The following is a 22,890-nucleotide window of genomic DNA, read 5'->3' on the forward strand; positions in this document are numbered from 1 at the left end:
ATGATCCATGTCGTCCATCACCCCGCCTATGTCACCGAGGCCCCCGCACGCTCGACCTATCGCTGGGGTAAGAATGGCGCGATCCGCGACCTGCTGCGTCGGCAGGGTGATGCCATCGCCTGGACCGAGCCCGCGCTGATCTCGCCCGTCTGGCTGGAGGCGGTACATGAACCCGATTATATCGCCGAAGTGCTGGAGGCGCGGGTGCCGCCGGAAAAGACCCGGCGCATCGGCTTCCCGATCACCGAACAGGTCGCGCATCGCGCCCGCGCCGTGCCGGGCGGTACATGGACGGCGGCGATGCTGGCGATCGAGCATGGCTTTGCCGCGAACACCGCGGGGGGCAGCCATCACGCGCTGGCCAATACCGGGGCCGGCTATTGCATCTTCAACGATCTGGCGGTCGCGGCGGTGCGACTGGTCGAGGAAGGGACGGTCGGCCGGATCGCGATCGTCGATTGCGACGTGCATCAGGGCGACGGCACCGCCGCCTTGACCTCCGGGCGGACCGACATCGTCACCTATTCGATCCATGCCGAGAAGAACTTCCCGGCGCGCAAGGCCCGCTCGACGCTGGATGTCGGGTTGCCGGATGGGGTGGATGATGATGGCTATCTGGAGCAGCTGGCGACGACCCTGATCCCCTTTCTCGACGAGCATGCGCCCGATCTGATCCTGTATCAGGCCGGTGTCGATCCCTTCGCCGGCGATCGGCTGGGTCGGTTGGCGGTCAGCGAGGCGGGGCTGGTGGCGCGCGATACGCTGATCGCCGACCTGGCGCTGGCCCGGAACCTGCCGCTCGCGAGCACGGTGGGCGGCGGTTATGGCGACGACGTCATGGCGATCGCCGAGCGGCATGTGACCGCCATTCTTACCCTGGGTCAAAAATTGTCGGTGCGGAACCGCTTGCCGCTCGGCGCGTAGCGCGGGGATGACATCGCCGCATATCGTCTGGTTTCGCCAGGACCTCCGCCTTCACGATCAACCGGCTCTGTTGGCGGCGGCGGAGGCGGGACCGGTCATTCCCGTCTATATCCTCGACGACGATACGCCCGGTGACTGGCGGATGGGCGGCGCGCAGCGTTGGTGGCTGCACCACAGCCTGACGTCGCTGGCGAAAGACCTGAAGGGGCTGGGGAGCCGGCTGGTCCTTCGCCGGGGCAGCGCGGTCGACGTGCTGGAAGCGCTCATCGAAGAGACGGGGGCGGAGACGATCCATGCTATCCGCCACTACGAACCCTGGTGGCGCAAGGCGGAAGAGGCGCTGGGCGATCGGCGGTGCCTGCACGACGGTAACCATCTGGCCCGGCCCGAACTGGTGACGACCGGCAGCGGCAAGCCGTTCCGCATCTATTCGGCCTTTTGGAAGGGGTTGCAGGGTCATGTGCCGCCCGAGCATCCCCTCGATCCGCCCAAGACGCTCTCGGGACCTACCAAATGGCCCAAGAGCGAGACGTTGAACGATTGGGATTTGCTGCCCACCAAGCCCGATTGGTCGACCGGCTTCGATGCCGACTGGGTGCCTGGCGAGGCGGCGGCGCGCGAGCGTATGGCGGACTTCGTTGGGAAAGCGGCGGCTTATGACACCGCACGCAACATGCCGTCCGAGGAGGGAAGCTCGCGCCTGTCGCCGCATCTCCATTTCGGCGAGGTGTCTGCGCGCGCCGTCTGGCACGCGCTCGACCGGACGGCGGAGACCGAGACGTTTCGCAAGGAACTGGCGTGGCGCGACTTCACGGACGGCGTCGTCATGGCGATCCCGGATTATGCCGATCGCAATGGCCGCGACGCGTTCGACAAGATGCCGTGGCGTAAAGGTGCCGAGGCGAAGAAGGACCTCAAGGCGTGGCAGACCGGGCGGACCGGCTATCCGATCGTCGATGCCGGCATGCGGCAGCTCTGGGCGACGGGCTGGATGCACAACCGGGTGCGGATGATCACCGCCTCCTTTCTGATCAAGCATCTGCTGATCGACTGGCGCGAGGGCGAGCGTTGGTTCTGGGACTGTCTGATCGATGCCGATTACGGCAACAACTCGGTCAACTGGCAGTGGGTCGCCGGAACGGGGATCGACGCCAATATGTTCGGCCGGATCATGGCACCGCTCAGCCAGTCGGAGAAGTTCGACGCGGGGGATTATATCCGGCAGTGGGTGCCCGAGTTGAAGGGGCTGTCCGATGCGGCGATCCACGATCCGGACGAAGCGGGGTGCCGGCCGAAGGATTATCCGGCGAAGATCATCGGGCATCGCGAAGGGCGCGAGCGCGCGCTGGCGGCGGGGAAATCGGTGCGGGGATAGCGCGGGGCGTGCGCTTCGACTTCGCTCAGCGTGAACGGATGTTTGGGATCAGTTCCTCGCTCCGTTCAGCCTGAGCGTAGTCGAAGGCCACGGGCCGATCTCAGCGCTTCCGTCGACACGCATCCGAACAATAGACGACCTGGTCCCAGTCCCGCGCCCATTTCTTGCGCCAGGTGAAGGGGCGTCCGCAGGCCGGGCACATCTTGCTCGGCAGGTCCTGCTTGCGAACGCCATTGGGCATCAGCGAGCTTCCGCGTCCAGGAAGGCAGTGACGTCGGCCAAATCGACCGTCTTGTCGAGATAGGTCCGTCCGATGCCCTTCGCGAGCAGGAAGGGCAGGGTGCCTGCCGCCATCTTCTTGTCGTGCTTCATATGCTCGACCAACGTCGCGGAGGGCGCATCGATCCCGGCGGCGGCCAGCCCATCGGGCAGGCTGACCGCCCGTAGATGCGCGGCCACCCGCTCGGCGTCCTGCCTCTCGCAAATGCCCTTGCGCACCGAATAGCGGAAGGCGAGCGCGCAGCCTGCCGCGACGCCCTCGCCGTGGAGCAGCCGGTCGGAAAAACCGGCTTCCGCCTCCAGCGCATGGCCGAAGGTGTGGCCGAGATTGAGCAGCGCGCGGATGCCGTTCGTCTCATGCTCGTCGGCCGCGACGATCCGCGCCTTGGCGGCCACCGAATGGGCGATCGCATGCACCCGCGCATCGGCGTCGCCCGCCAACAGAGCAGGCGCGTTCGCCTCGCACCATTCGAAAAAGGCGAAGTCGTCGATCAGGCCGTATTTGACGACCTCGGCATAGCCCGCGCGCACGTGCCGCGCCGACAGCGTGTCGAGCACGTCCGGGTCGATCAGCACCATCGCGGGCTGGTGGAAGGCGCCGATCAGGTTCTTGCCGGCAGCGGTGTTGATCGCGGTCTTGCCGCCGACCGACGAATCGACCTGCGCGAGCAAGGTCGTCGGGATCTGCACGAAGCGACAGCCGCGCTTGACGATCGAGCAGGCGAAACCGACCAGATCGCCGATCACCCCGCCGCCCAGCGCAATGACATGATCCGAACGCTCGATGCCCAGTTCCAGCAGCCGGTCGCAGACATGCTCCAGCATCGCCCAACTCTTCGTCTTCTCGCCCGGCGGCAGGACGATCGCCTCGCTCTCCACCCCGGCGGCGGTCAGTGATGCCTGGAGGGTGGCGAGGTGCGGGCGGACATTCTCGTCGGTGACGATCGCCATGCGTCGGCCGCGCGAGACGGGCGCCAGGAATTCGGCGGCGCGCGGCAGCAGTCCGGCCTCGATGTGGATGGGATAGCTGCGGTCGCCCAGCGACACGGTGACGGTCTTCATCGTCCGATGGCTTTCAATATGGCGTTGACGGTGGCCTCGTGCGGCCCCCGCTTGCTGGAGACATGGATGGGCGCGAGCGCGTAGATCGGGTTGCGCACCGCCGACAGCTCGCGCAGCACCTTCAGCGGGTCCTTGCCGCGTAGCAGCGGGCGCGTGTCGCGGCGGCGGACGCGTTCGGCCAGCACCTCGGGCGAGGCGTTGAGCCAGATTGCGGTCGCCTGTTCCAGGATCAGCGCGCGCGTCTCGTCATTGATGAACGCGCCGCCGCCGGTGGCGATCACCTTGGGCCGGCCGTCGACGAGGCGGGCGATCACGCGCCGTTCGCCGTCACGGAAATAGGGTTCGCCGAACTGCGCGAAGATTTCGTTCACGCTCATGCCGGCGGCTTCCTCGATCGCATGGTCGGCATCGACGAAGGGCACGCGCAGCCGGTTGGCCAGGCGACGGCCCACGGTCGACTTGCCCACGCCCATCAGCCCGACGAGCACGATGGGTGAACCGGTCCAGCTTGAATCAACAGGGTTGTGGCTTTGCAACATTGCCGTCTGCGCTATACAGCAGGCGCGCGCCCGGCAACACCGCCCAGGCTTTCACGGGTCCATTATAAGGTTTTGCGTTTCATGTCCCGTACCGTCGTTTCGCTCATCATCCTGCTGGTCATCATCGTCGGTGGGCTGTTCTTCCTGTCCAGCCGGGCCAGCGAGCGGCCGATGACCCAGGTCGAAAAGGCGGTTGCGCTTGGCAACCTGCAATAAGCGCGGTCGCGCTTTTCGCCATCTGCCCCGGGCCGTCGCACTTCTGATGGCAGGCGCGGCGGCATTGGCCGCGGCGCAGGACCGTCCCGAATCACTATTGCCGCCCGGGTTCGGCCAGTCGCCGGCCCCGCCGCAGCCGCGCGCCACCCCCAGGGCGGGGCCAAGCGGCGCGGCGACGCCGGCGCCCGCGACCACCCCGACACCGCGGCCGACGCCCGCCGACGCGGTCGGGGCGCTGATCGACTCGCTGGCCACGCCGACACCGGTGGCGACACCCTCGGCTACGCCGACGCCGACGATCGATCCGGCCACGCTGGCGGAATATGAACTGCCCGCCTCCGCCCGACGCTCGCTGGCGGTTGTCGGGCCGGCGGGTCCGCGCGAGGGCGCGCTGGGCGCCGATGTCTTTGCGGGCGCCGATGGCCGCGTCGCGGAAGTGCTGATGCGGCGACTGTCGGCACCTCTGCCGTCGCGCTGGATGTCGATCCTGCTCCGCCGTACGCTCGCCGCGCAGATGGAGACGCCGCGCGGCGTGAACGGTGCCGACTTCGCGGCCGAACGCGCCTGGCTGCTCCTGCGCATGGGCGAGGCGCAGGTCGCCCGCGCGGTCGTCCAGTCGGTCGATGCCGGCAACTATACGCCCAAACTCTATCAGGTGGCGATCAACGCGCTGCTCGCCTCCAGCGACCCGGCGGGCCTGTGCCCGCTCGCCGATCGCGGCGCGGCGGTGACGGGGCTTGGTGGATACCGCGTCGCGCAGGCGATGTGCGCCGCGCTGGTCGGCGATGCGTCGCGGGGCAGCACGCTGCTGCGCCAGGTGCGCCGCCAGCGGATCACCGACGATTTCGATCTGAAGCTCGCCGAAAAGCTGATGGGCTCGGGCGCCAATGGACGCCGCGCGGTGACGGTCGAATGGGCGGGCATAGACCGGCTGACCACATGGCGTTTCGGGTTGTCCACCGCGACCGGGGTCACGATCCCCGAGGATTATATCTCCTATGTCGGGCCGCAAGTGCGCGGCTGGTTGGCGACCTCGCCCACCGTCGCCGCGACCGAACGCGCCGCGATGGTCGATCAGGCGGCGAGCTTCGGCGTCCTGTCCAACGTCGCGCTGGTCGATTTCTATGCCGGGCTTGCCGATAACGAGCAGGCCAGCCGTGCCCAGTCGGCGGTCGCCAACGATCTGGCCAATGCCTATGCCGGCAATGACGAGGATGCGCGGCTGGCGGCGATCCGCTCGCTTTGGGGGGACGCGGCGCGCACCCCCTATGGCCGGCTGATCCTCACCGCCCGCGCGGCGGCACGCTTGCCGGTGGTCGCGGACCGCGCGGAGGCGGACCGACTGGTCGCCTCGATGCTGTCCGCCGGTCTGGACCGCAGCGCCGCACGCTGGGGCGGGGCCGTCAAGGAGGGCGGCGATGGCTGGGCGATGATCGCGCTCGCCGATCCCGATCATCAGAGCGGCGTCGGCTATGACATGATCACCAGCTATGCCGGATCGGGCGATGCCAAGTTCAAGCAGCAGCTGTTCTTTGCCGGCATGGCCGGGCTGGGCCGGCTGAGCCGTGCGGATACCGAGCGCGGGGCCGAGGCGCTCGACGTGCGGATCGGGCAGCGCAATGCGTGGACCGAGGCGATGGACGAGGCGGTGGCCGATGGCCGGACCGGCATGGTCGTCCTGCTTTGCGCGGTCGGCATGCAGACCGGCAATTGGCGCGGGGTTCCGCCCCAGGCGCTGTATCGCATGGTCGAGGCGCTGCGCTCGGTGGGGTTGGATGCCGAGGCGCGGATGATCGCGGCGGAGGCGATCGCGCGGGCATGACCGCCGGCGACCGGGCGCTCGTCGACCGTTTCCTCGAAATGATGGCGGCGGAGGCGGGGGCGGCGGCCAATACCATCGCCGCCTATCGCTCCGACCTGACGCTGGCGGGCGAGGCGATGGGCGGGTTGGCCGACGTGGACGAAACGGCCCTGCGCCGCCTGTCCGAAAGCTGGTCGAGCCTTGCCACCACCACCGTCGCGCGCAAGGCGGCGGCCCTGCGGCGCTTCTATGCCTTTCTGCACGAAGAAGGGTTGCGCGCCGACGATCCGGCCAGCGCCCTGCCGCGCCCCGGCCAGCGTCGCTCGCTGCCCAAGGTGCTGAGCCATGCCGACATCGACCGCCTGTTCGCCGCGATCGCCGAGCGGGTCGAGGTAGCGCATCCCGCGCCCCATGACCTGCGCCTGGCCGCGCTGATCGAGTTGCTCTATGGATCGGGTCTGCGCGCCAGCGAACTGGTGGCGCTGCCCCGCCATGCGATCCATCCCGACCGGCCGTTCCTGATCCTGCGCGGCAAGGGCGGGGCGGAGCGGATGGTGCCCATCTCCGACCGCGCGCGCGCGGCGGTCGCGGCGTGGCGGATGCATGTGCCCGCCGAAAAGGCCTGGCTGTTTCCCGGCGGCAAGCGGCATCTGTCGCGCATCCGCCTCTATCAGCTGGTCAAGGCGCTGGCGGCGGAGGCGGGCATCCCGCCCGACCGGATCAGCCCGCACGTACTGCGCCATGCCTTCGCCACGCATCTGCTGGGCGGGGGGGCGGACCTTCGCGCGGTGCAGGCGATGCTGGGCCATGCCGACATCGCGACGACCGAAATCTACACCCATGTCGAGGCGTCACGGCTGGTCGAACTGGTCAATGCCCGTCACCCGCTCGTTGATTTTCCGATCAACCGCCCCTAGGCGCTACGCTATTATGTCAACGAGCTTCCTCGATTTCGAGAAACCGATCGCCGAGCTGCAGAGCCGGATCGACGAACTGCGCGATACGACCGCCGACAGCGCGGTGGATATCGGCGCGGAGATCGCCAAACTTCAGGCCAAGTCGGACAAGCTGCTGCGCGATACCTTCGCCAAGCTGACCCCGTGGCAGAAGACGCAGGTCGCCCGTCATCCGCAGCGCCCGCACTTCAAGCATTATGTCGCCGGGCTGTTCGACGAGTTCGTGCCGCTCGCCGGCGACCGCGCCTTTGGCGACGACCAGGCGATCATGGGCGGCTTCGCCCAGTTTCGCGGCCAGCGCGTCATGGTGCTGGGCCATGAGAAGGGCGAGGACACCGCCAGCCGGCTGCGCCACAATTTCGGCATGGGCAAGCCCGAGGGCTATCGCAAGGCGATTCGCCTGGTCGAGCTCGCCGATCGCTTCGGCCTGCCGATCGTGACCTTGGTCGATACCTCGGGCGCCTTCCCGGGCATCCAGGCCGAAGAGCGTGGCCAGGCGGAAGCCATCGCGCGTTCGACCGAGGCTTGCCTCGCGGCGGGCGTACCGGTCGTCTCGGCGATCGTGGGCGAGGGCGGCTCGGGCGGTGCGGTGGCACTGGCGGCGGGCAACCGCGTCCTGATGTTCGAGCATGCGGTCTATTCGGTGATCAGCCCCGAGGGCTGCGCCTCGATCCTGTGGCGCACCGCCGACAAGGCGGCGGACGCGGCCGAGGCGATGCGCGTCACCGCGCAGGACCTGAAGCATTTCGGCGTCATCGACACGATCGTGACCGAGCCGGTCGGCGGCGCCCACCGCGATCCGGGCGGCGCGATCGCCAATCTGGGCGATGCGATCCAGAAGGCGCTGGGTGAGCTGAACGGCCTCGGCCGTGACGAACTGAAGCGTGGCCGCGCCGCCAAATTCCTGGCGATGGGGCGGCTTTAAGATTTATTGACGGGCGGCGTTCGTGGCCGCCCGTCAACCTCTGTCGCGGACTTACTTGACGTTGGTGTCGAGATGGCCGCCGACCGTATTGAACGCGGTGCTCAAGCTGCCGCCCAGCGAATTCATGCCGGCGATCGCCGCCACAGCGATCAGCGCCGCGATCAGGCCATATTCGATGGCGGTCGCACCCTTGCGGTTGCGCATGATCATTCGAAATCCCGTCATGTCTCTACTCCCTTGTTGAAACGGTAATTCGGCCACATGGCCGCTGGGTTTTGCCGGTGACGCAGACGCGAAAAAGGCGGACGCGCGGGAGACGCGTCCGCCTTTTTCTTCAGGCGGTGGAGGCTGATGCGCGTGTAATCTCACCCCTCCTCCATGCCGACGACCTTACTTGACGTTGGTGTCGAGCTTGCCGCCGATGGTGGTGAACGCGTTGCCCAGGCTGCCGCCGAGCTTGTTCATGCCGGCGATGGCCGCCACGGCGATCAGAGCCGCGATCAGGCCATATTCGATGGCCGTTGCGCCCTTGTTGTTCTTAACCATCTTGCGAAGGGTAGTCATTCCGGTCTCCGTCCGAATCAAAACATGCAGTCACCCAACTGAACCGGAGCGCCGGGTCAGCCCACGCACCGTAGGCGCGGACTGGTTGACGAATATTTAACTCGGGCCGGATCGGTGCAAAATAAACTAGCGGAGTGCAGCGCTCAGCTGGTCGCCGAGATAGGACAGAACGCCCGCCAGATTGACGCCGACCTGCGACAGCACGGCGAAGATGCCCAGCATGATGCACGCGATGACCAGGCCATATTCGACGACCGTGGCACCGCGACGGTCGGTCGCGACGGCGTGAAGGCGCTTGAACAGGAGCGGAAGCATGTTCATCGCGGTCAACGCTAAAGGAATAGGGTTAACAAATGACTACCCCGCAACATCCCGGTCGTCCGCTGTTCCCCGTGGTCGCCGCCGCACTGGTCGACGATGCGGGGCGTGTGCTGCTTCAGCAACGGCCCGAGGGCAAGGCGCTGGCCGGCTTGTGGGAGTTTCCAGGCGGCAAGCTGGAGCAGGGCGAGACGCCGGAGGCCGCGCTCGTCCGGGAATTACGGGAAGAACTGGACATCGTCGTTTCTCCGGCCGCGCTGGTGCCGGCCGGCTTTGCGAGCGAACCGCTGGCCGATCGCCATTTGCTGCTGATGCTCTATGTCATCCGCGACTGGTCTGGGACGCCGCGCGCGCTGGAGGCGGACGGACTGGTCTGGTGCCGGCCGGAGGACATGGCCTTCTGGCCCATGCCCCCCGCCGACGGTCCACTCGTCCGCCAGTTACATGCTTATCTGGGCTTCAGCGCGATGACCGAGGCCCCGGGCGACAGCGGAATGGTGTAACCGCCCCGCTCGAGCGTCCCGCCATCCGGGTGATAGCTCCGCCCGCCCGGCGTCGTGGTCTCGACGAACAGGCGCGCATTCGGCGTCTGCGGCTGGGCCGGATCGAAGACCAGCCGGACTTCGCCGGTTCGGGGCGTGTAGCGCGCCTCGGCGAACTTGCCCGCCTCCAGCGTCAGCCATAATCCGGCCGGGGCGATGAATAGCCGGCTGCGCGCGCCGTCCTTGGGCGCGATGCGGACCGTCTCCCCGGTTTCCAGCAGATTGCCGCCATAGCCCAGCCAGCCGAGTGTGGAATCGTTCACCAGATAGGTCGCCGCCGCATAGGCATGGCCGAAAAAGCCCATGCCATAGTCGCCGCTATATGGGTCCCAATCCATCTTGTCGGGCCAGCTGTGGAAGGCCGCCGAGGATGCGCCCTGCTGATCGATGTTCGTAATCCCGCCCATCAGTCCGCCATAGGCGACGCGTAGCAGGTGCATGTCGGCGGGATTGCGGCGGAACGAGTCGAACAGCGGCACGGCGTTCAGCGTCGATCCGTAATGATGGATCTGCCGCTCCAGCCGGGGATATTTGCCGCCATAGAGGAAATCCCAATAGCGGCGCGCATTGCCGTTATAGCCCCAGTGCGGGATCGACGGATCATAGCCCAGGATCACCTCGCGGGTGACGTCGGCTTGCGGGCCGTATCCGAAATAGCGCATCCAGGCATAGACTTCCGCCTGACCGGTCGAATCCCACGCCATCTCGCTGCCAAAGGGATAGCGCAGCGTCTTCCAGTGATCGGCACGCGCCTTCATCAGCCCCTCGACGGTCGCGGCCTGCTGGGTCCAGCCTTCGCGCTTCAGGTCGGTCAGGATGTCGACGAAGACGTCGCCCTCCATCAGGCCGAATTGCGCATAATGTGGCGCGTCGCGCATCATCGCGACGATCGTCTGATAGGCATGGTCGAGATACCATTGCCAGTCATGCACGCGCGTCAGGCCGGGATGGTTGCGCGCGGTGCGATAGAGCACCCAATGCCCCGCCGCGACATGCGGGTAATTATAGGCGCGGCCCAGATCGTCGGCCTGATCCTTCTTCCACGAGGTCCAGCTCTGCCAGTCCTTGGCGGGCTGATAGAGATTGGGGAAGGTGGCGGGGTCGTAATAGAACAGGCTCTTCTTGACGCCGCCCGTCTGCGGACCCTCGGCGACCTGGAGCCGGCCGACGATGGTCGTGTCGACCATCTGCTCGATCCGCGCGATCTCGGCGGCGTCCGGATTGTCGAGCTGCTTCATGATCGCCGCGACCCAGCTGCCCGCACCGCCCTCGTCGCTCATGCCCGAGATCCAGACGCGCGGATCGGCGGTGACGATGCGGTTCGCCTCGCGGTCATAGGTCAGGATGCCGGGGCTGCGGCCGAAGGGATCGCCCTTGCCCTCGAACCATTGTTTCGTCGTCGAGAAGCGACCGAGATCGGCCATGGTCTGCTCGAGCGGCTTGGTAACGAAATACTGTACCGTCTGCGCCGAGCCGTCGGCATAGCGCAGGGTCAGCCGCGCACGGCCCCATTGATGCCCCCGCACCGCCAGCCGGGTCCAGCCGGGCTTGGCCTCCTGCGTCTCGACGGTCAGCGCGCCCGCCGGATAGCTGTCGATCCCCGTGATCGCCGAGGGCGCGCGGACGAACAGCGTCGCATCGATGTCCGTGGGCACGACATAGCCGGGCACGCCGATCGCGACGGGACGCTTCTCGGCCATCAGCGTCGGCTCGATCGCGCGGATGCTGGGCGCCGTGACGAAGCGCAGCCCGATGGTGCGGCGCTCGCCGGGCGCCAAGCGGATGCTCGTCGGGTCGTTCCAGGGCTTGCCGGCCTTGGTCCAGTCGGTCTGCGCATAGGCGGCGCTCGCCACCGTCCAGTCGTAAAAGCCTTCCGAGGTCTGCGCGCGGGGACTCGCCTCGACGATCACCGCCTTGCCGCCCGTCTCGCGCAGCGTCGGGATGGGGACATAGGCCTCCAGCGGGGTGGCGCGCTCGGGCAGGACCAGAAGCGCCGGGCCGGCGCCGTTCAGCCGCGTGACCTGCACATAGCCGGCATCGCGACCGATATAGGGATCGGCGAAACTGGCCTTGGCATGTGCCCGCTCCAGATCGCGATCGGTGATGATGTTGTCGAACGTCATCGGCACGCCCAGCGCACCGATCTCGACCGGCTGGGCCGACGTGTTGGTTAGGGTAAATCGCAGCGCCGGGCCGTTGCCGTCCTTCACCCATTCGCGAACGATCCTGAGCGGCAGGCCGGCCCCCATCGACGCCGTGATGTCGGCGGCCGCGACCGTACCGGGCGAGGCGGGCAGGGTGCGAACCGGGACACGCTGGCGCGATGACGAGAAGTCCCGCCATGCCCCTGTGCCGCTGCGCAGTTTCAGGTGAATATCGCCCAGATGATTATAGCCATTGCCCGCCCGTTCGGCGGCCCGCCCGATGGGCAGAAAGTCGAAATTGGGGGTCGAGACCGGCGACAGTCCGCGCGCCGTCTGGCTGGCCGGATCGAGCCGCAACAGGAAGCCGCCGACGCGGATCGTCTTCATGGCCGAGGCTTTGGCCGCCGTCTTTTTCTGAGCGGCGGAGGAACTGCCACCGGGGCCGGTTGCGGCGATGGCCAGCGTCGCGAGCGTGAGTGACAGAGTGCGAAACGGCAGGCGACGCATGGCTAATTCCCTAATTTCATGGGATATTGATGCATCGCGCACTGGCGATTGACCCCCTCCCACAGAGCCGATACGGTATACAGTATTTCGGGGAGATCAAGATGCGGCAGGCGAACAGGCGCGAATGGATGCGCGGCGCAGCGACGGTGGCGATGGTGGGGGCGGTGCCCGTACGGGCGATGGCGGCGGGGACGATCCTGCCCGACAAGGCCGAGCCGCTGCCGCTCGCCGCGGTCCGGCTGCGCCCATCCATCTATGCGACGGCGGTGGAAACGAACCGGGGGTATCTCTATCGGCTGAACCCCGACCGGCTGCTCCATAATTTCCGTCTCTATGCGGGGCTGAAGCCCAAGGCCGCGATCTATGGCGGGTGGGAGAGCGACACGATCGCAGGGCACACGCTGGGCCATTACATGTCGGCGCTGGTGCTGACCTGGCAGCAGACCGGCGATACCGAGATGCGGCGCCGCGCGGACTATATCGTCACCGAACTGGCCGAGGCGCAGGCCAAGCGCGGCACCGGCTATGTCGGCGCGCTGGGGCGCAAGCGGCCTGACGGCACCATCGCCGATGGCGAGGAAATCTTCCCAGAGATCATGGCCGGCAAGATCAAGTCGGGGGGCTTCGATCTGAACGGCAGCTGGTCACCGCTCTATACGGTACACAAGCTGTTCGCCGGGTTGCTCGACATCCATGGCGGCTGGGGCAACCCGCAGGCGCTCGACGTGGCGGTCAAGCTGGGCGGTTACTTCGCGCGGGTCTTTGCCGCACTCGACGATGCGCGGCTGCAAGAGGTGCTGGGCTGCGAATATGGCGGGCTGAACGACAGCTTCGCCGAACTCTATCAGCGGACCGGCGACCGCCAGTGGCTCGCGCTGGCCGAGCGCATCTATGACAACAAGGTCCTCGACCCGCTCGTCGCCGGCAAGGATCAACTCGCCAACCTCCATGCCAATACGCAGGTGCCCAAGCTGATCGGTCTGGCGCGTATCCATGAAATCACCGCCAAGCCCGCGCCGGCCGCCGGCGCGCGCTTTTTCTGGGATACGGTCACCGGGCATCACAGCTATGTGATCGGGGGTAATGCCGACCGCGAATATTTCTCCGCGCCCGACACCATCGCCCGCCACATCACCGAGCAGACGTGCGAGCATTGCAACACCTACAATATGCTCAAGCTGACCCGCCATCTCTATGGCTGGCGGCCGGACGGCGCGCTGTTCGACTATTATGAGCGCGCGCATTTGAACCATGTCATGGCCGCGCAGCATCCCGCGCATGGCGGCTTCACCTATATGACGCCGCTGATGACCGGCATGGCGCGCGATTTTTCGACCGTGAAGGACGATGCCTTCTGGTGCTGCGTCGGCTCAGGCATGGAGAGCCATGCCAAGCATGGCGAGTCGATCTTCTGGCAGGGCGGCGAAGCGCTGCTCGTCAATCTCTACATTCCTGCCGAAGCGCGGTGGGAAAAGCGCGGTGCGACCCTGACGCTTGACACCGCCTATCCGATGGAGGGGGCGGCGAAGCTGGCCTTTACCCGGCTGGACCGGGCGGGACGTTTCCCGGTGGCGCTGCGCGTACCCGGATGGGCCAATGGCCAGGCGGCGGTCGAGGTCAATGGCAAGCCGGTCACCCCGGTGTTCGAGCGCGGCTATGCCGTCATCGATCGCCGGTGGAAGGCGGGTGACACGGTGGCGATCCGCCTACCGCTCGACCTGCGGGTCGAGCCGACTCCGGGCGATGACAGCGTCGTGGCGGTGGTCCGCGGGCCGATGGTGATGGCGGCCGATCTCGGCCCGAGGGAAAAGGATTGGGACTCGCCCGATCCGGCGATGGTCGGCGCCAATCCGCTGACCGCCTTCCGTCCGACCGATCCGGCCAAGGCGCGCTATGTCGCCAGCGGCGTGTTCCGCCCCGCCGACCTGACCTTCGTGCCCTTTTTCAGCCAATATGACCGGCGGAGCGCCGTCTATTTCAAGCGCTTCACCGAGAGCGGCTGGAAAGCGGAAGAAGCCGCGTTCCTGGCGCAGCAGGCGCATGCACGCGACATCGCCGCGCGCTCGGTCGACGTCATGCATCTGGGCGAGATGCAACCCGAGCGCGATCATAAGCTTACCTCGGATATCTCCTACCCCGTCTCCTATCGCGGACGTCAGGGGCGTGATGCGCGGTCGGGCGGCTATTTCGAATTCACCATGGCGGTGAAGCCGGGGCCGCTGGTGTTGCAGGCGACCTATTGGGGCGATGAACGCAAGCGCGACTTCGACATCCTGGTCGACAATGTGAAGATCGCCACACAACGTCTTGATTCCGATAAGCCGGGGCAGTTCTTCGACGTCGAATATCCGCTGCCCGAGGCGCTGACGCGCGGCAAGCAGAATGTCCGTATCCGCGTCGTGCCGCATGACCGCAGCAGCGCCGGGCCGATCTTCGGCATGCGGCTGTTCACCGCCAAGAAGAGCGTGACCGCATGAGCGGTGTGGCGATGACGCTGGACGAATTGCGGACGCTGGCGCGCGCCAAGCTGCTCGGCGCGGGACTGGCGCCCGCCCATGCCGAGGCGGTGGCGGAGACGATGGTGGCGGGCGAGCGCGACGGCTGCGCATCGCACGGCATCTATCGGCTGCTCGTCGCGGTCGCCAGCATCAACAAGGGCGTGGTGGTGCCCGACGCGGTGCCGGTTCTGTCGCATCCCGCCCGCGCGCTGGTGCGAGTGGAGGGTGGGGGTGGCTTCGCGCAGCTCGCCTTTCAGACGGGCAAGCCCGCCCTCATCGAAAAGGTACGGGCCAACGGTATCGCCGCGCTGGCGCTGAACAATGTCGTTCACTTCGCCGCACTCTGGCCCGAAGTCGAGGAGCTGGCCGACGAAGGCCTCGTCGCGCTGGCCTTCACGCCCAGCCATGCCTGGGTCGCGCCGTCGGGCGGGGCCGAGCCGGTGTTCGGCACCAACCCCATCGCGTTCGGCTGGCCGCGCCCCGATGGGCCGCCCTTCGTCTTCGACTTCGCCACCAGCATGGTCGCTCGCGGCGAGATCGAGCTGCATCGCCGCGCCGGCAAGGCCGTGCCCGATGATTGGGGGGTCGATGCGGATGGTCGGCCGACCACCGATCCCGCCGCGATCCTGTCGGGGGCGATGCGGACGTTCGGCGGGCACAAGGGATCGGCGCTGGCGGCGATGGTCGAGCTGCTCGCCGGGCCGCTGATCGGTGATATGACCAGTCGCGAGTCGATCGACCGGGACGCCGGTCGCGGTGGCTCGCCACTGGGAGGCGAGCTGCTTATCGCGATTGATCCCAAGGGCTTCTTAGGTGATCTTCTCCCCGAACATCAGGCGCGGGCGGAGGCGATGTTCGACGCCATCACGGGGCAGGGGGCGCGGCTGCCGTCTTCACGCCGCTATGCCGCGCGGGCCAAGTCGCTGGCCGACGGGGTGGTGATCCCTGCCGATCTGCACCGCGACGTCATGGCCCTACAGGGCTGAGCAAGGGGTTTGAGAATGACCAATCACATGACGCGGCTCCTCGCGGGAGTATCGTTGCTGCTGGCACCCGCCCTGGTTGGTGCGGCCCCGCATCCCGCACAGAAGCGTGCGTCAGCGGCCAGACCTGCAAACAATGCCGACGCCCGCTTCCGCACCCTGTCCGAGGCGGAGTATAAATGGCGGATCGACCAGAATGCCGCCGATGAGGACAGCGGCAGCGCCGGGTCGAAGCAATTGCCCGATGAGGGGCCACAGGCCCAGGCGGCCCGGCTCGCCCGGTGGGAGGCGACGGCCAAGGCGCTCGACGGCATCGATCCTGCGACGCTCTCGCCCGATGCCCGCATCGATTACATGGTCTATAAGGGGCAGATCGACGCGCTGCTCGCCGCGCAGCGTTTTCGCGATTACGAAAAGCCGCTGACCGCGGACACCAGCTTCTGGGGCAATCTGGCGAGCTGGTCGCGGGGCAGCTTCACCCGCGAAAGCCAGTATCGCGACTATCTGGCGATGATGCGCGCCATGCCGCGCTATTATGACCAGCAGATCGCCAATATGCGCGGCGGGCTGGCGCGCGGCTTCACGCCGCCCGCGATCACGCTGAAGGGGCGCGATATCGGCGTCGCGCAGGTGGTCGATGGCGGGGCCGGCGACGATCAGCCTTTCTACGCGCCGTTCCGCACCATGCCCGCGACGATGCCGGCCGCCACCGCCGCCGCTCTGCGCGCCGAGGCGAAGGCGGCGATCCGCGACGATGTGCTGCCCGCGCACCGCAAGCTGCTCGCCTTTCTGCGCAACGATTATATCCCGCACGCGCAGGTCAGCACGGCGGCCTATGACCTGCCCGACGGCAAGGCCTATTACCGGTCGAAGATCCGCGAATATGTCACCGCCGACATGACCCCCGAACAGGTCCATGCGATCGGCCTGTCCGAGATGAAGCGCATCCGCGCGCGCATGGATGGCGTGATGAAGGAGGTGAAGTTCAAGGGCGACTTCCCCGCCTTCCTGACCTTCCTGCGGACCGATCCGCAATTCTATGCCAAGACGCCGCAGGAGCTGCTCGACCGGGCGGCCTGGTTCGCCAAGAGCTTCGACGGCATCGCCTCGGACTGGTTCGGCCGCCTGCCGCGCAGTCGCTTCGCGATCAAGCCGGTGCCGGAGGATCTTGCGCCCTTCTATACGGCGGGGCGTGGCGGCACGGGCATCTATCTGGTCAACACCTATGACCTGCCCTCGCGCTCGCTCTATGCGCTCCCGGCGCTGACCCTGCACGAAAGCGCGCCGGGTCACGCCTTCCAGATGCCTTTGGCGGCCGAGAACAAGGACCTGCCGGCCTTCCGCCGCGACAGTTACCTGTCGGCGTATGGCGAGGGTTGGGCGCTCTATTGCGAGGCGCTGGGCGAGGATATGGGCTTCTACAAGACGCCCTATGACCGGTTCGGCATGTTGTCCTATCAGGCTTGGCGCGCCGCGCGGCTGGTGGTCGATACCGGTATCCATGCGCTGGGTTGGACGCGTGCGCAGGCGCAGGCCTATCTCCACGACAATACCGCGCTGTCGGACCACGAGATCGAGACCGAGGTCGACCGCTACATCGCATGGCCGGGCCAGGCGCTGTCCTATTATATGGGCCAGCTCGCCTTCCAGCGGGCACGGGCCAAGGCGGAGAAGGCGCTGGGGCCAAAATTCAACATCCGCGCCTGGCACGATGCGATGCTCCAGCTCGGCTATGTCCCGCTGCCGGTGATCGAGGCTCGGACCGATCGCTTCATCGTGGAAGGCGGCAAGGGGCCGTATCCCGATGAAGAAGGATCGTGATTGACCTGCAGCGCGATAACCGCTAAAAAGTATACAGTATCTAAAACTAATCAGGATGACAGATTGTGAGCATCGGCTGGCGTGGCGTATTTCCCGCGGTGACGACCCAGGTGCGGGAGGATCTGTCGATCGATCTTGCCGACACGCAGCGGGTGGTGGACGATCTGGTCAATGACGGCGTGACCGGCGTCATCGCACTGGGCACCGTGGGCGAGAACAACTCGCTCGACTATGACGAGAAGGTCACCGTGCTGACCGCCATCGTCGAGGCGGTGGCGGGCCGCGTGCCGGTGATCACCGGCTGCTCGGAATATGACACCCGCCGCGCGGTGCGCTACGCCCAGGCCGCCGAAAAGGCGGGTGCCGATGGCCTGATGCTGCTGCCGCCGATGGTCTATGTTCCCAAGGCGCATGAACTGGTGAACCATTTCAAGGGTGTGGCGGACCAGACCGGCCTGCCGATCATGCTCTACAACAATCCGCCCGCCTATCGCACGGTCATCGACCAGACGGTGCTGGAAGCGCTGATCGACGTGAAGAACATCGTCGCGGTCAAGGAATCGGCCCCCGACACGCGTCGCTTCACCGATTTCCGCAACGCGTTCGGCGACCGTTACGTCCTGTTCGCTGGGCTGGACGACGTCGCGCTCGAGGGGCTGTATCTGGGCGCGCAGGGCTGGGTCTCGGGCCTGACCAACGCCTTCCCGAAGGAGTCGGTCGAGCTGGTCGCCGCGTTCGAGCGTGGCGATCATGCCAAGGCGATGGAAATCTATCGCTGGTTCATGCCGCTGCTCCACCTCGACGCCGAGCATGACCTGGTCCAGTCGATCAAGCTGGCCGAGCAGGTCATGGGTCGCGGTTCGGAACGCGTCCTGCCGCCGCGCTATGTCCTGGAAGGCGAGCGCCGCGCCGAGGTGATCGCGATGGTCGAAAAGGCCGCCGCGACCCGCCCGACGCTGGGCCAGGCCAAGGCCGCCTGATGGCGACGACGCTCTCGCCCGCCGCGATCCTGTCCGACGACGGGCGGACGCGGGGCGAGGGCGTCATCCTGGTGCAGACGCTGGCGGATCGCATCTTCGCCATCGTCCGCGATCGGATCGTCGCCGGTACGCTGCCCGGTGACCGTCCGATCCGCCAGGATGCACTGGCCGCCGAACTGGGGGTCAGCAAGATACCGCTGCGCGAGGCGCTGGCGCGGTTGGAGCAGGAGGGGCTGCTCCAGAGTGCCGCCAATCGCGGTTACATGGTCGGCGCGATGACGGCGGCGCAGGCCGAAGAAATCTACGAATTACGCCTGCGACTGGAGCCGGTGGCGGCGGCGCGCGCCGCGCTGCTCGCCGATGACGGGGATCGCGCCACGCTGATCGCCCGGTTCGAGGCGCTGGATCAGGCGGCGAACAGCGATCTGCCGCGCGTCGCGCTGTGCAACCGGCAATTCCACATGGCGATGATCCGGCCGATCGGCCGGCCGCTGACCATCCAGATCATCCGGCAACTGGCGGTGCTCGCCGAGCGCTATGTCGTGGCGCATCTGCAGCCCGCCGGGCGCGATGCCCGCGCGCATCTGGAGCATCGCGAGCAGCTCGATGCCTTTCTGGCGCGCGACGCCGATCGGCTTCAGGCATTGCTTGACGGCCATATCCGGTCCACGCTGTCGGACCTGAAAGGCGGGTTCGCGCCCGTCTGTTAAAGACCATAACCGTTAGGGCGGGGGATTTTCCTTACATGTTCGGACCTTTCAAACCGCTGGGTAGTGCCACCCAGCATGGCCAGGGACAGGCGCTCGCCAAGACGCTCAGCTGGCCCCATCTGATCGCCCTGGGGGTCGGTGCGATCGTCGGCACGGGCATCTACACGCTGACCGGCGTCGGTGCCGAGCGCGCGGGGCCAGCGGTCATCCTGGCCTTCGCGATCGCCGGCGCGGTCTGTGCCTGCGCCGCGCTCGCCTATGCCGAGCTGGCGACGCTGATCCCGGCGGCGGGCAGCGCCTATACCTTCAGCTATACCGCGCTGGGCGAGACGATCGCCTGGGTCGTCGGATGGAGCCTGATCCTCGAATATTCGCTGGCCTGCTCGACCGTCGCGGTCGGCTGGTCGGGGTATCTGGTCGGCTGGATACAGGCAGCCGGCGTGCATCTGCCCGCGGCCCTGCTGTCGGGACCGCATGGCGGCGGCATCATCAACCTGCCGGCGGTCATCGTCGCGCTGTCGGTGATGGGCATGCTGATCGCGGGCACGCGCGAGAGCGCGACGCTCAACATCATCCTCGTCATCGTCAAGCTGGTCGCACTGGGGGTCTTCGTCGCCTTCGCGATGCCGGCGTTCAATTCGGACAATCTCCATCCCTTCATGCCCTATGGCTTCGGCGCGCATGAGGTGGACGGGGCCAAGCGCGGGGTGATGGCGGCCGCCGCGATCGTCTTCTTCGCCTTTTACGGCTTCGACGCGGTGGCGACCTCGGCCGAGGAGGCCAAGAACCCCGGGCGCGACCTGACCATCGGCATCGTCGGGTCGATGCTGGTCTGCACGCTGATCTATATGGCGGTCGCCGTCGCCGCGATCGGGGCGCTGCCGTTCCTGCAACTCGCCAACTCGCCCGAGCCGCTCGCGCTCGTCCTGCGCTCGTTGGGGCAGCCGACCGCCGCGCATCTGATCGCGCTGGCCGCCGTCATCGCGCTGCCCTCGGTCATCCTGGTGATGATGTACGGCCAGAGCCGCATCTTTTTCACCATGGCGCGCGACGGCCTGTTGCCGCAGTCGCTGGCCGTCGTCAGCAAGCGCAGCGGCGCGCCGACCCGCATCACACTGGTCACCGGCATCTCGATCGCGATCGTCGCGGGCATCTTCCGGCTGGACGAGATTGCCGAGCTGGCCAATGCCGGCACGCTGCTGGCCTTCATCGCGGTCGGCGCCTGCCTGATGGTCCTCCGCCGCAAGGCACCGGACGCCAAGCGGCTGTTCCGCTGTCCGCTGCCCTATCTGGTCGGCACGCTGGCGATCCTGGGCTGTCTCTATCTGCTGTTCAGCCTGCCCAGTTCGACGATCGTGCGTTTCGTGATCTGGAACCTGGCGGGGCTGGCCTTCTATTTCGCCTATGGCCGCCGGCGCAGTGCGCGGGGCGCCGCGTAGACCGGCGCTTCGGCGGGGCGGCCGAACAGATAGCCCTGGGCCTGGGGGCATCCTTCCTCCAGCACCATGCGATGCTGTTCGGCCGTCTCGACCCCCTCGGCCACGACGGGCAGGTTGAGGCTGCGGCCCAGCCCGACGATGGCGCGGACGATCGACCGGGCGGCTTCGTCATCGGCGACGCCGGAAATGAAGCTGCGGTCGATCTTGATCTTGTCGAACGGGAAGCAGCGTAGATTGCTGAGCGAGCTGTAGCCCGTGCCGAAATCGTCCATGACGATGCCGACCCCCATCGCCTTCAGCGCGTGCAGGGTTTGGAGCGTCGCGGCGCGATCGTGGAGCAGGACATTCTCGGTGATCTCGAGCTCCAGCCGCGTCGCCGCCAGACCACTGTCGGTCAGCGCCCGCGACACGATCTCGGGCAGGTTGGGAAGCTGGAACTGGATCGGCGAGACATTGACCGCCAGCGTCATGGGTGCCGGCCATAGCGCGGCGGCAAAACACGCCTCGCGCAGCACCCATTCGCCCAGCTGGAGGATGATGCCCGTTTCTTCGGCGATGGGCACGAAGGTGTCGGGGGTGACGTCGCCGCGTTCGGGGTGCTGCCACCGGAGCAGCGCCTCGTAACCGATGATCGCGGCGCCGCCGGTCGCGACGAGCGGCTGATAGACCAGCCGCATCTGACCGCGCAGCAGGGCATGACGCAGATCATGCTCGAGCGCGCGGCGGGTCCGGACCGACTGATCCATCTCATGGTCGAAAAAGGAGGCGGTTCCGCGCCCGCTCATCTTGGCGCGATAGAGCGCGACATCCGCATTCTGGCGGAGCGCATCGGCGTCGGTGGCATCCTGGGGATGGAGCGCGACGCCGATGCTGACCCCGACCGCCATGGGATCGCGGCTCAGGTCCATCTCGGCGGCGAAGGCGTTCAGGATCGACTGGGTCAGCTTCTGGACCTTGTCCGTCGTGTCGGCATCGCGCTGCAGGATCAGGAACTCGTCGCCGCCGACCCGGGCGACCACGTCGCCGCTGCCGATGGCGCCCGTCAGGATGGTGGCGACGCGGCACAGGACCATGTCACCGGCGGCATGCCCGAAGAGATCATTAACCGCCTTGAACCGGTCCAGGTCGAGGGCGAGGAGCGCGATGGGGCCCTGCTGGTCCGCTTGCGCGATCGCGGTTTCCAGCGCTTGGGCGAAGTAGGTCCGGTTGGGCAAGCCGGTCAGCGGATCATGCACCGCCATGAACTCGATCTGCCGCTGCGCGCGTCGCTGCTCGGTCAGGTCGCGGACCGCCATGACGACCGCGCGTCGGCCGCGATATTCGATCTCATGGCACATGATCTCCAGGCAGCAATCGCCGCCGCCGCGCGGTCGCGCCTCGACCGGGCGATCCTCGACCACGGTCAGGGCCGTGCCGTCCAGTGCCTCCAGCCAGTCTTCGGGGCGACTGTCCAGCAGTTCTGCACTCGTGACGCCAAGCTGCATGGCGAGGCGGGGATTGACCTCGGCGATGCGGCCATTTTTGAGGATGGCGATGCCCTCGCGCGTGGCGCGGGTCAGGCCGCGAAGATCGGTCAGCAGGCGGTCGATGATCGCGGCGGCAATCATCGTCGCGACGATCAGGGTCATGGCGGCCAGCACCGCCCGTGCGATGGTGAGACGATTGATCGGATGCCCGCTCGTCGGCATCGGCACGCCACCGGGGATCAGCGTCGTCGCGGTCATCACGCCGAAATGCAGCGTGACGATGCCCAGCGTGCCGAGCGCGACCGGGACGATGATCCGCCACCAGCCGCGAAGCTGCCGATGACTGCACGCCGACATGGTCAGGAACAGGGTCGCCGCAACGAGGGTCTGGGCGAGTATGGTGCCGTCATAACGGATCAGCCCCGGCATGATCAGCGCGCGCATGCCGAGGAAATGCATCGCCGTCACGCTGGCCGAAAAGATCATGCCGGTCACGATGACGGGCGGCCGGGTGCGTCGATAGCGATCGAATGTCAGCGCCAGCCAGATGCCCGCCACCGGCACGGCCGCCGAAACGGCCGTCAGCCATAGGTCGAAATGGATGGGGAAGGGGCCTCTATAGGCCAGCATGGCCAGAAAATGCGTCGCCCAGACGCTCAATCCCGCCGTCAGCGCCGCGATGGCGGTCAAGCTTCGCCGCCGGCTCTCGACACATTCCCCGGCCCGGACAAGCAGCAGATACAGCGCGGTCAGACCCGACACGCAGATCACCACCGCTAGACCGACCATCCAGCGATCATGGTCGTTCGTGATGCAACCGACGATATCGAACATGGATCGG

The 22,890-nt window shown here is 67.0% G+C and carries 21 protein-coding genes; 13 read left to right on the top strand and 8 right to left on the bottom strand.

Translation table 11 applies throughout. The features are described 5' to 3' along the window. Positions 1–924, top strand: a complete 924-nt coding sequence (locus tag ACQHGV_RS06500; RefSeq protein ID WP_440980155.1) for a histone deacetylase family protein — start codon at positions 1–3, stop codon at positions 922–924. A gap of 7 nt (positions 925–931) precedes the next feature. Further along, complete coding sequence (locus ACQHGV_RS06505; protein ID WP_440979867.1) at positions 932–2,299, top strand: cryptochrome/photolyase family protein; 1,368 nt, start codon at positions 932–934, stop codon at positions 2,297–2,299. 100 nt (positions 2,300–2,399) lie between these two features. Here ACQHGV_RS06505 and ACQHGV_RS06510 read toward each other — a convergent pair whose 3' ends face one another. Genes ACQHGV_RS06510 through ACQHGV_RS06520 form a run of 3 tightly spaced genes read right to left on the bottom strand, consistent with a single transcriptional unit; the run spans position 2,400 to position 4,179 of the window. Next, complete coding sequence (locus ACQHGV_RS06510) at positions 2,400–2,540, bottom strand: DUF2256 domain-containing protein (RefSeq protein WP_312488590.1); 141 nt, start codon at positions 2,538–2,540, stop codon at positions 2,400–2,402. After that, positions 2,540–3,640 carry a 3-dehydroquinate synthase gene (aroB, locus tag ACQHGV_RS06515; protein ID WP_440979868.1) on the bottom strand — a complete coding sequence of 367 codons (1,101 nt, stop codon included), beginning with the start codon at positions 3,638–3,640 and terminating at the stop codon, positions 2,540–2,542. The genes ACQHGV_RS06510 and aroB overlap by 1 nt, the downstream gene beginning before the upstream one ends. Then, positions 3,637–4,179, bottom strand: coding sequence for a shikimate kinase (locus tag ACQHGV_RS06520; RefSeq protein ID WP_183950760.1), 543 nt, complete (start codon positions 4,177–4,179; stop codon positions 3,637–3,639). The genes aroB and ACQHGV_RS06520 overlap by 4 nt, the downstream gene beginning before the upstream one ends. A gap of 81 nt (positions 4,180–4,260) precedes the next feature. Between ACQHGV_RS06520 and ACQHGV_RS06525 the strand changes: the two genes are divergently transcribed. The 4 genes from ACQHGV_RS06525 to ACQHGV_RS06540 are packed head-to-tail and all read left to right on the top strand — an operon-like array spanning position 4,261 to position 8,077. Then, positions 4,261–4,395 (top strand): hypothetical protein, encoded by a 135-nt coding sequence (locus ACQHGV_RS06525; protein ID WP_440979869.1) that lies wholly within the window; start codon positions 4,261–4,263, stop codon positions 4,393–4,395. A 46-nt stretch (positions 4,396–4,441) separates the two neighbouring features. Further along, positions 4,442–6,217: a hypothetical protein gene (locus tag ACQHGV_RS06530; protein WP_440979870.1), complete on the top strand. Its 1,776-nt coding sequence runs from the start codon at positions 4,442–4,444 to the stop codon at positions 6,215–6,217. Next, positions 6,214–7,113 carry a tyrosine recombinase gene (locus ACQHGV_RS06535; protein WP_440979871.1) on the top strand — a complete coding sequence of 300 codons (900 nt, stop codon included), beginning with the start codon at positions 6,214–6,216 and terminating at the stop codon, positions 7,111–7,113. The genes ACQHGV_RS06530 and ACQHGV_RS06535 overlap by 4 nt, the downstream gene beginning before the upstream one ends. Positions 7,114–7,126: 13 nt before the next feature. Beyond that, complete coding sequence (locus ACQHGV_RS06540; protein ID WP_183950762.1) at positions 7,127–8,077, top strand: acetyl-CoA carboxylase carboxyltransferase subunit alpha; 951 nt, start codon at positions 7,127–7,129, stop codon at positions 8,075–8,077. 51 nt (positions 8,078–8,128) lie between these two features. Here the strand turns inward: ACQHGV_RS06540 and ACQHGV_RS06545 are convergent, their stop codons facing one another. From ACQHGV_RS06545 to ACQHGV_RS06555, 3 genes are all read right to left on the bottom strand, one after another. Continuing rightward, positions 8,129–8,302, bottom strand: a complete 174-nt coding sequence (locus ACQHGV_RS06545; protein WP_409788988.1) for a Flp family type IVb pilin — start codon at positions 8,300–8,302, stop codon at positions 8,129–8,131. Between the two features lie 165 nt (positions 8,303–8,467). Next, positions 8,468–8,641 carry a Flp family type IVb pilin gene (locus ACQHGV_RS06550; RefSeq protein WP_440979872.1) on the bottom strand — a complete coding sequence of 58 codons (174 nt, stop codon included), beginning with the start codon at positions 8,639–8,641 and terminating at the stop codon, positions 8,468–8,470. A gap of 126 nt (positions 8,642–8,767) precedes the next feature. Beyond that, positions 8,768–8,962, bottom strand: coding sequence for a Flp family type IVb pilin (locus tag ACQHGV_RS06555; RefSeq protein ID WP_440979873.1), 195 nt, complete (start codon positions 8,960–8,962; stop codon positions 8,768–8,770). A gap of 32 nt (positions 8,963–8,994) precedes the next feature. On the opposite strand from ACQHGV_RS06555, the gene ACQHGV_RS06560 reads away from it, so the two are divergent. Next, a complete protein-coding gene (locus tag ACQHGV_RS06560; RefSeq protein WP_440979874.1) occupies positions 8,995–9,462 on the top strand; it encodes a (deoxy)nucleoside triphosphate pyrophosphohydrolase in 468 nt (155 codons plus the stop codon). Here ACQHGV_RS06560 and ACQHGV_RS06565 read toward each other — a convergent pair. Next, entirely contained in the window at positions 9,408–12,152 is a 2,745-nt protein-coding gene (locus tag ACQHGV_RS06565; RefSeq protein ID WP_440979875.1) for a DUF5695 domain-containing protein, read from the bottom strand. The two genes, ACQHGV_RS06560 and ACQHGV_RS06565, sit on opposite strands and share 55 nt — an antisense overlap. Before the next feature lie 101 nt (positions 12,153–12,253). On the opposite strand from ACQHGV_RS06565, the gene ACQHGV_RS06570 reads away from it, so the two are divergent. The 6 genes from ACQHGV_RS06570 (at position 12,254) to ACQHGV_RS06595 (ending at position 20,583) form a co-directional block, all read left to right on the top strand. After that, positions 12,254–14,629 carry a beta-L-arabinofuranosidase domain-containing protein gene (locus tag ACQHGV_RS06570; RefSeq protein WP_440979876.1) on the top strand — a complete coding sequence of 792 codons (2,376 nt, stop codon included), beginning with the start codon at positions 12,254–12,256 and terminating at the stop codon, positions 14,627–14,629. Continuing rightward, complete coding sequence (locus ACQHGV_RS06575) at positions 14,626–15,636, top strand: Ldh family oxidoreductase (RefSeq protein ID WP_440979877.1); 1,011 nt, start codon at positions 14,626–14,628, stop codon at positions 15,634–15,636. The genes ACQHGV_RS06570 and ACQHGV_RS06575 overlap by 4 nt, the downstream gene beginning before the upstream one ends. Positions 15,637–15,651: 15 nt before the next feature. Further along, on the top strand, positions 15,652–17,454 hold the full coding sequence (locus tag ACQHGV_RS06580) for a DUF885 domain-containing protein (protein WP_440979878.1): 1,803 nt from the start codon (positions 15,652–15,654) through the stop codon (positions 17,452–17,454). A gap of 65 nt (positions 17,455–17,519) precedes the next feature. Further along, positions 17,520–18,434 (top strand): dihydrodipicolinate synthase family protein, encoded by a 915-nt coding sequence (locus tag ACQHGV_RS06585; RefSeq protein ID WP_183950769.1) that lies wholly within the window; start codon positions 17,520–17,522, stop codon positions 18,432–18,434. Next, positions 18,434–19,144 carry a GntR family transcriptional regulator gene (locus ACQHGV_RS06590; RefSeq protein ID WP_440979879.1) on the top strand — a complete coding sequence of 237 codons (711 nt, stop codon included), beginning with the start codon at positions 18,434–18,436 and terminating at the stop codon, positions 19,142–19,144. The genes ACQHGV_RS06585 and ACQHGV_RS06590 overlap by 1 nt, the downstream gene beginning before the upstream one ends. 35 nt (positions 19,145–19,179) lie before the next feature. Continuing rightward, positions 19,180–20,583, top strand: coding sequence for an amino acid permease (locus ACQHGV_RS06595; protein WP_440979880.1), 1,404 nt, complete (start codon positions 19,180–19,182; stop codon positions 20,581–20,583). Here ACQHGV_RS06595 and ACQHGV_RS06600 read toward each other — a convergent pair. Beyond that, positions 20,547–22,883, bottom strand: coding sequence for a bifunctional diguanylate cyclase/phosphodiesterase (locus ACQHGV_RS06600; protein WP_440979881.1), 2,337 nt, complete (start codon positions 22,881–22,883; stop codon positions 20,547–20,549). The two genes, ACQHGV_RS06595 and ACQHGV_RS06600, sit on opposite strands and share 37 nt — an antisense overlap. Positions 22,884–22,890: the final 7 nt, after the last annotated feature.

It is taken from the genome of Sphingomonas pseudosanguinis, from assembly GCF_052056765.1.
In the GTDB taxonomy this organism is placed as follows: Bacteria; Pseudomonadota; Alphaproteobacteria; order Sphingomonadales; family Sphingomonadaceae; genus Sphingomonas; species Sphingomonas pseudosanguinis.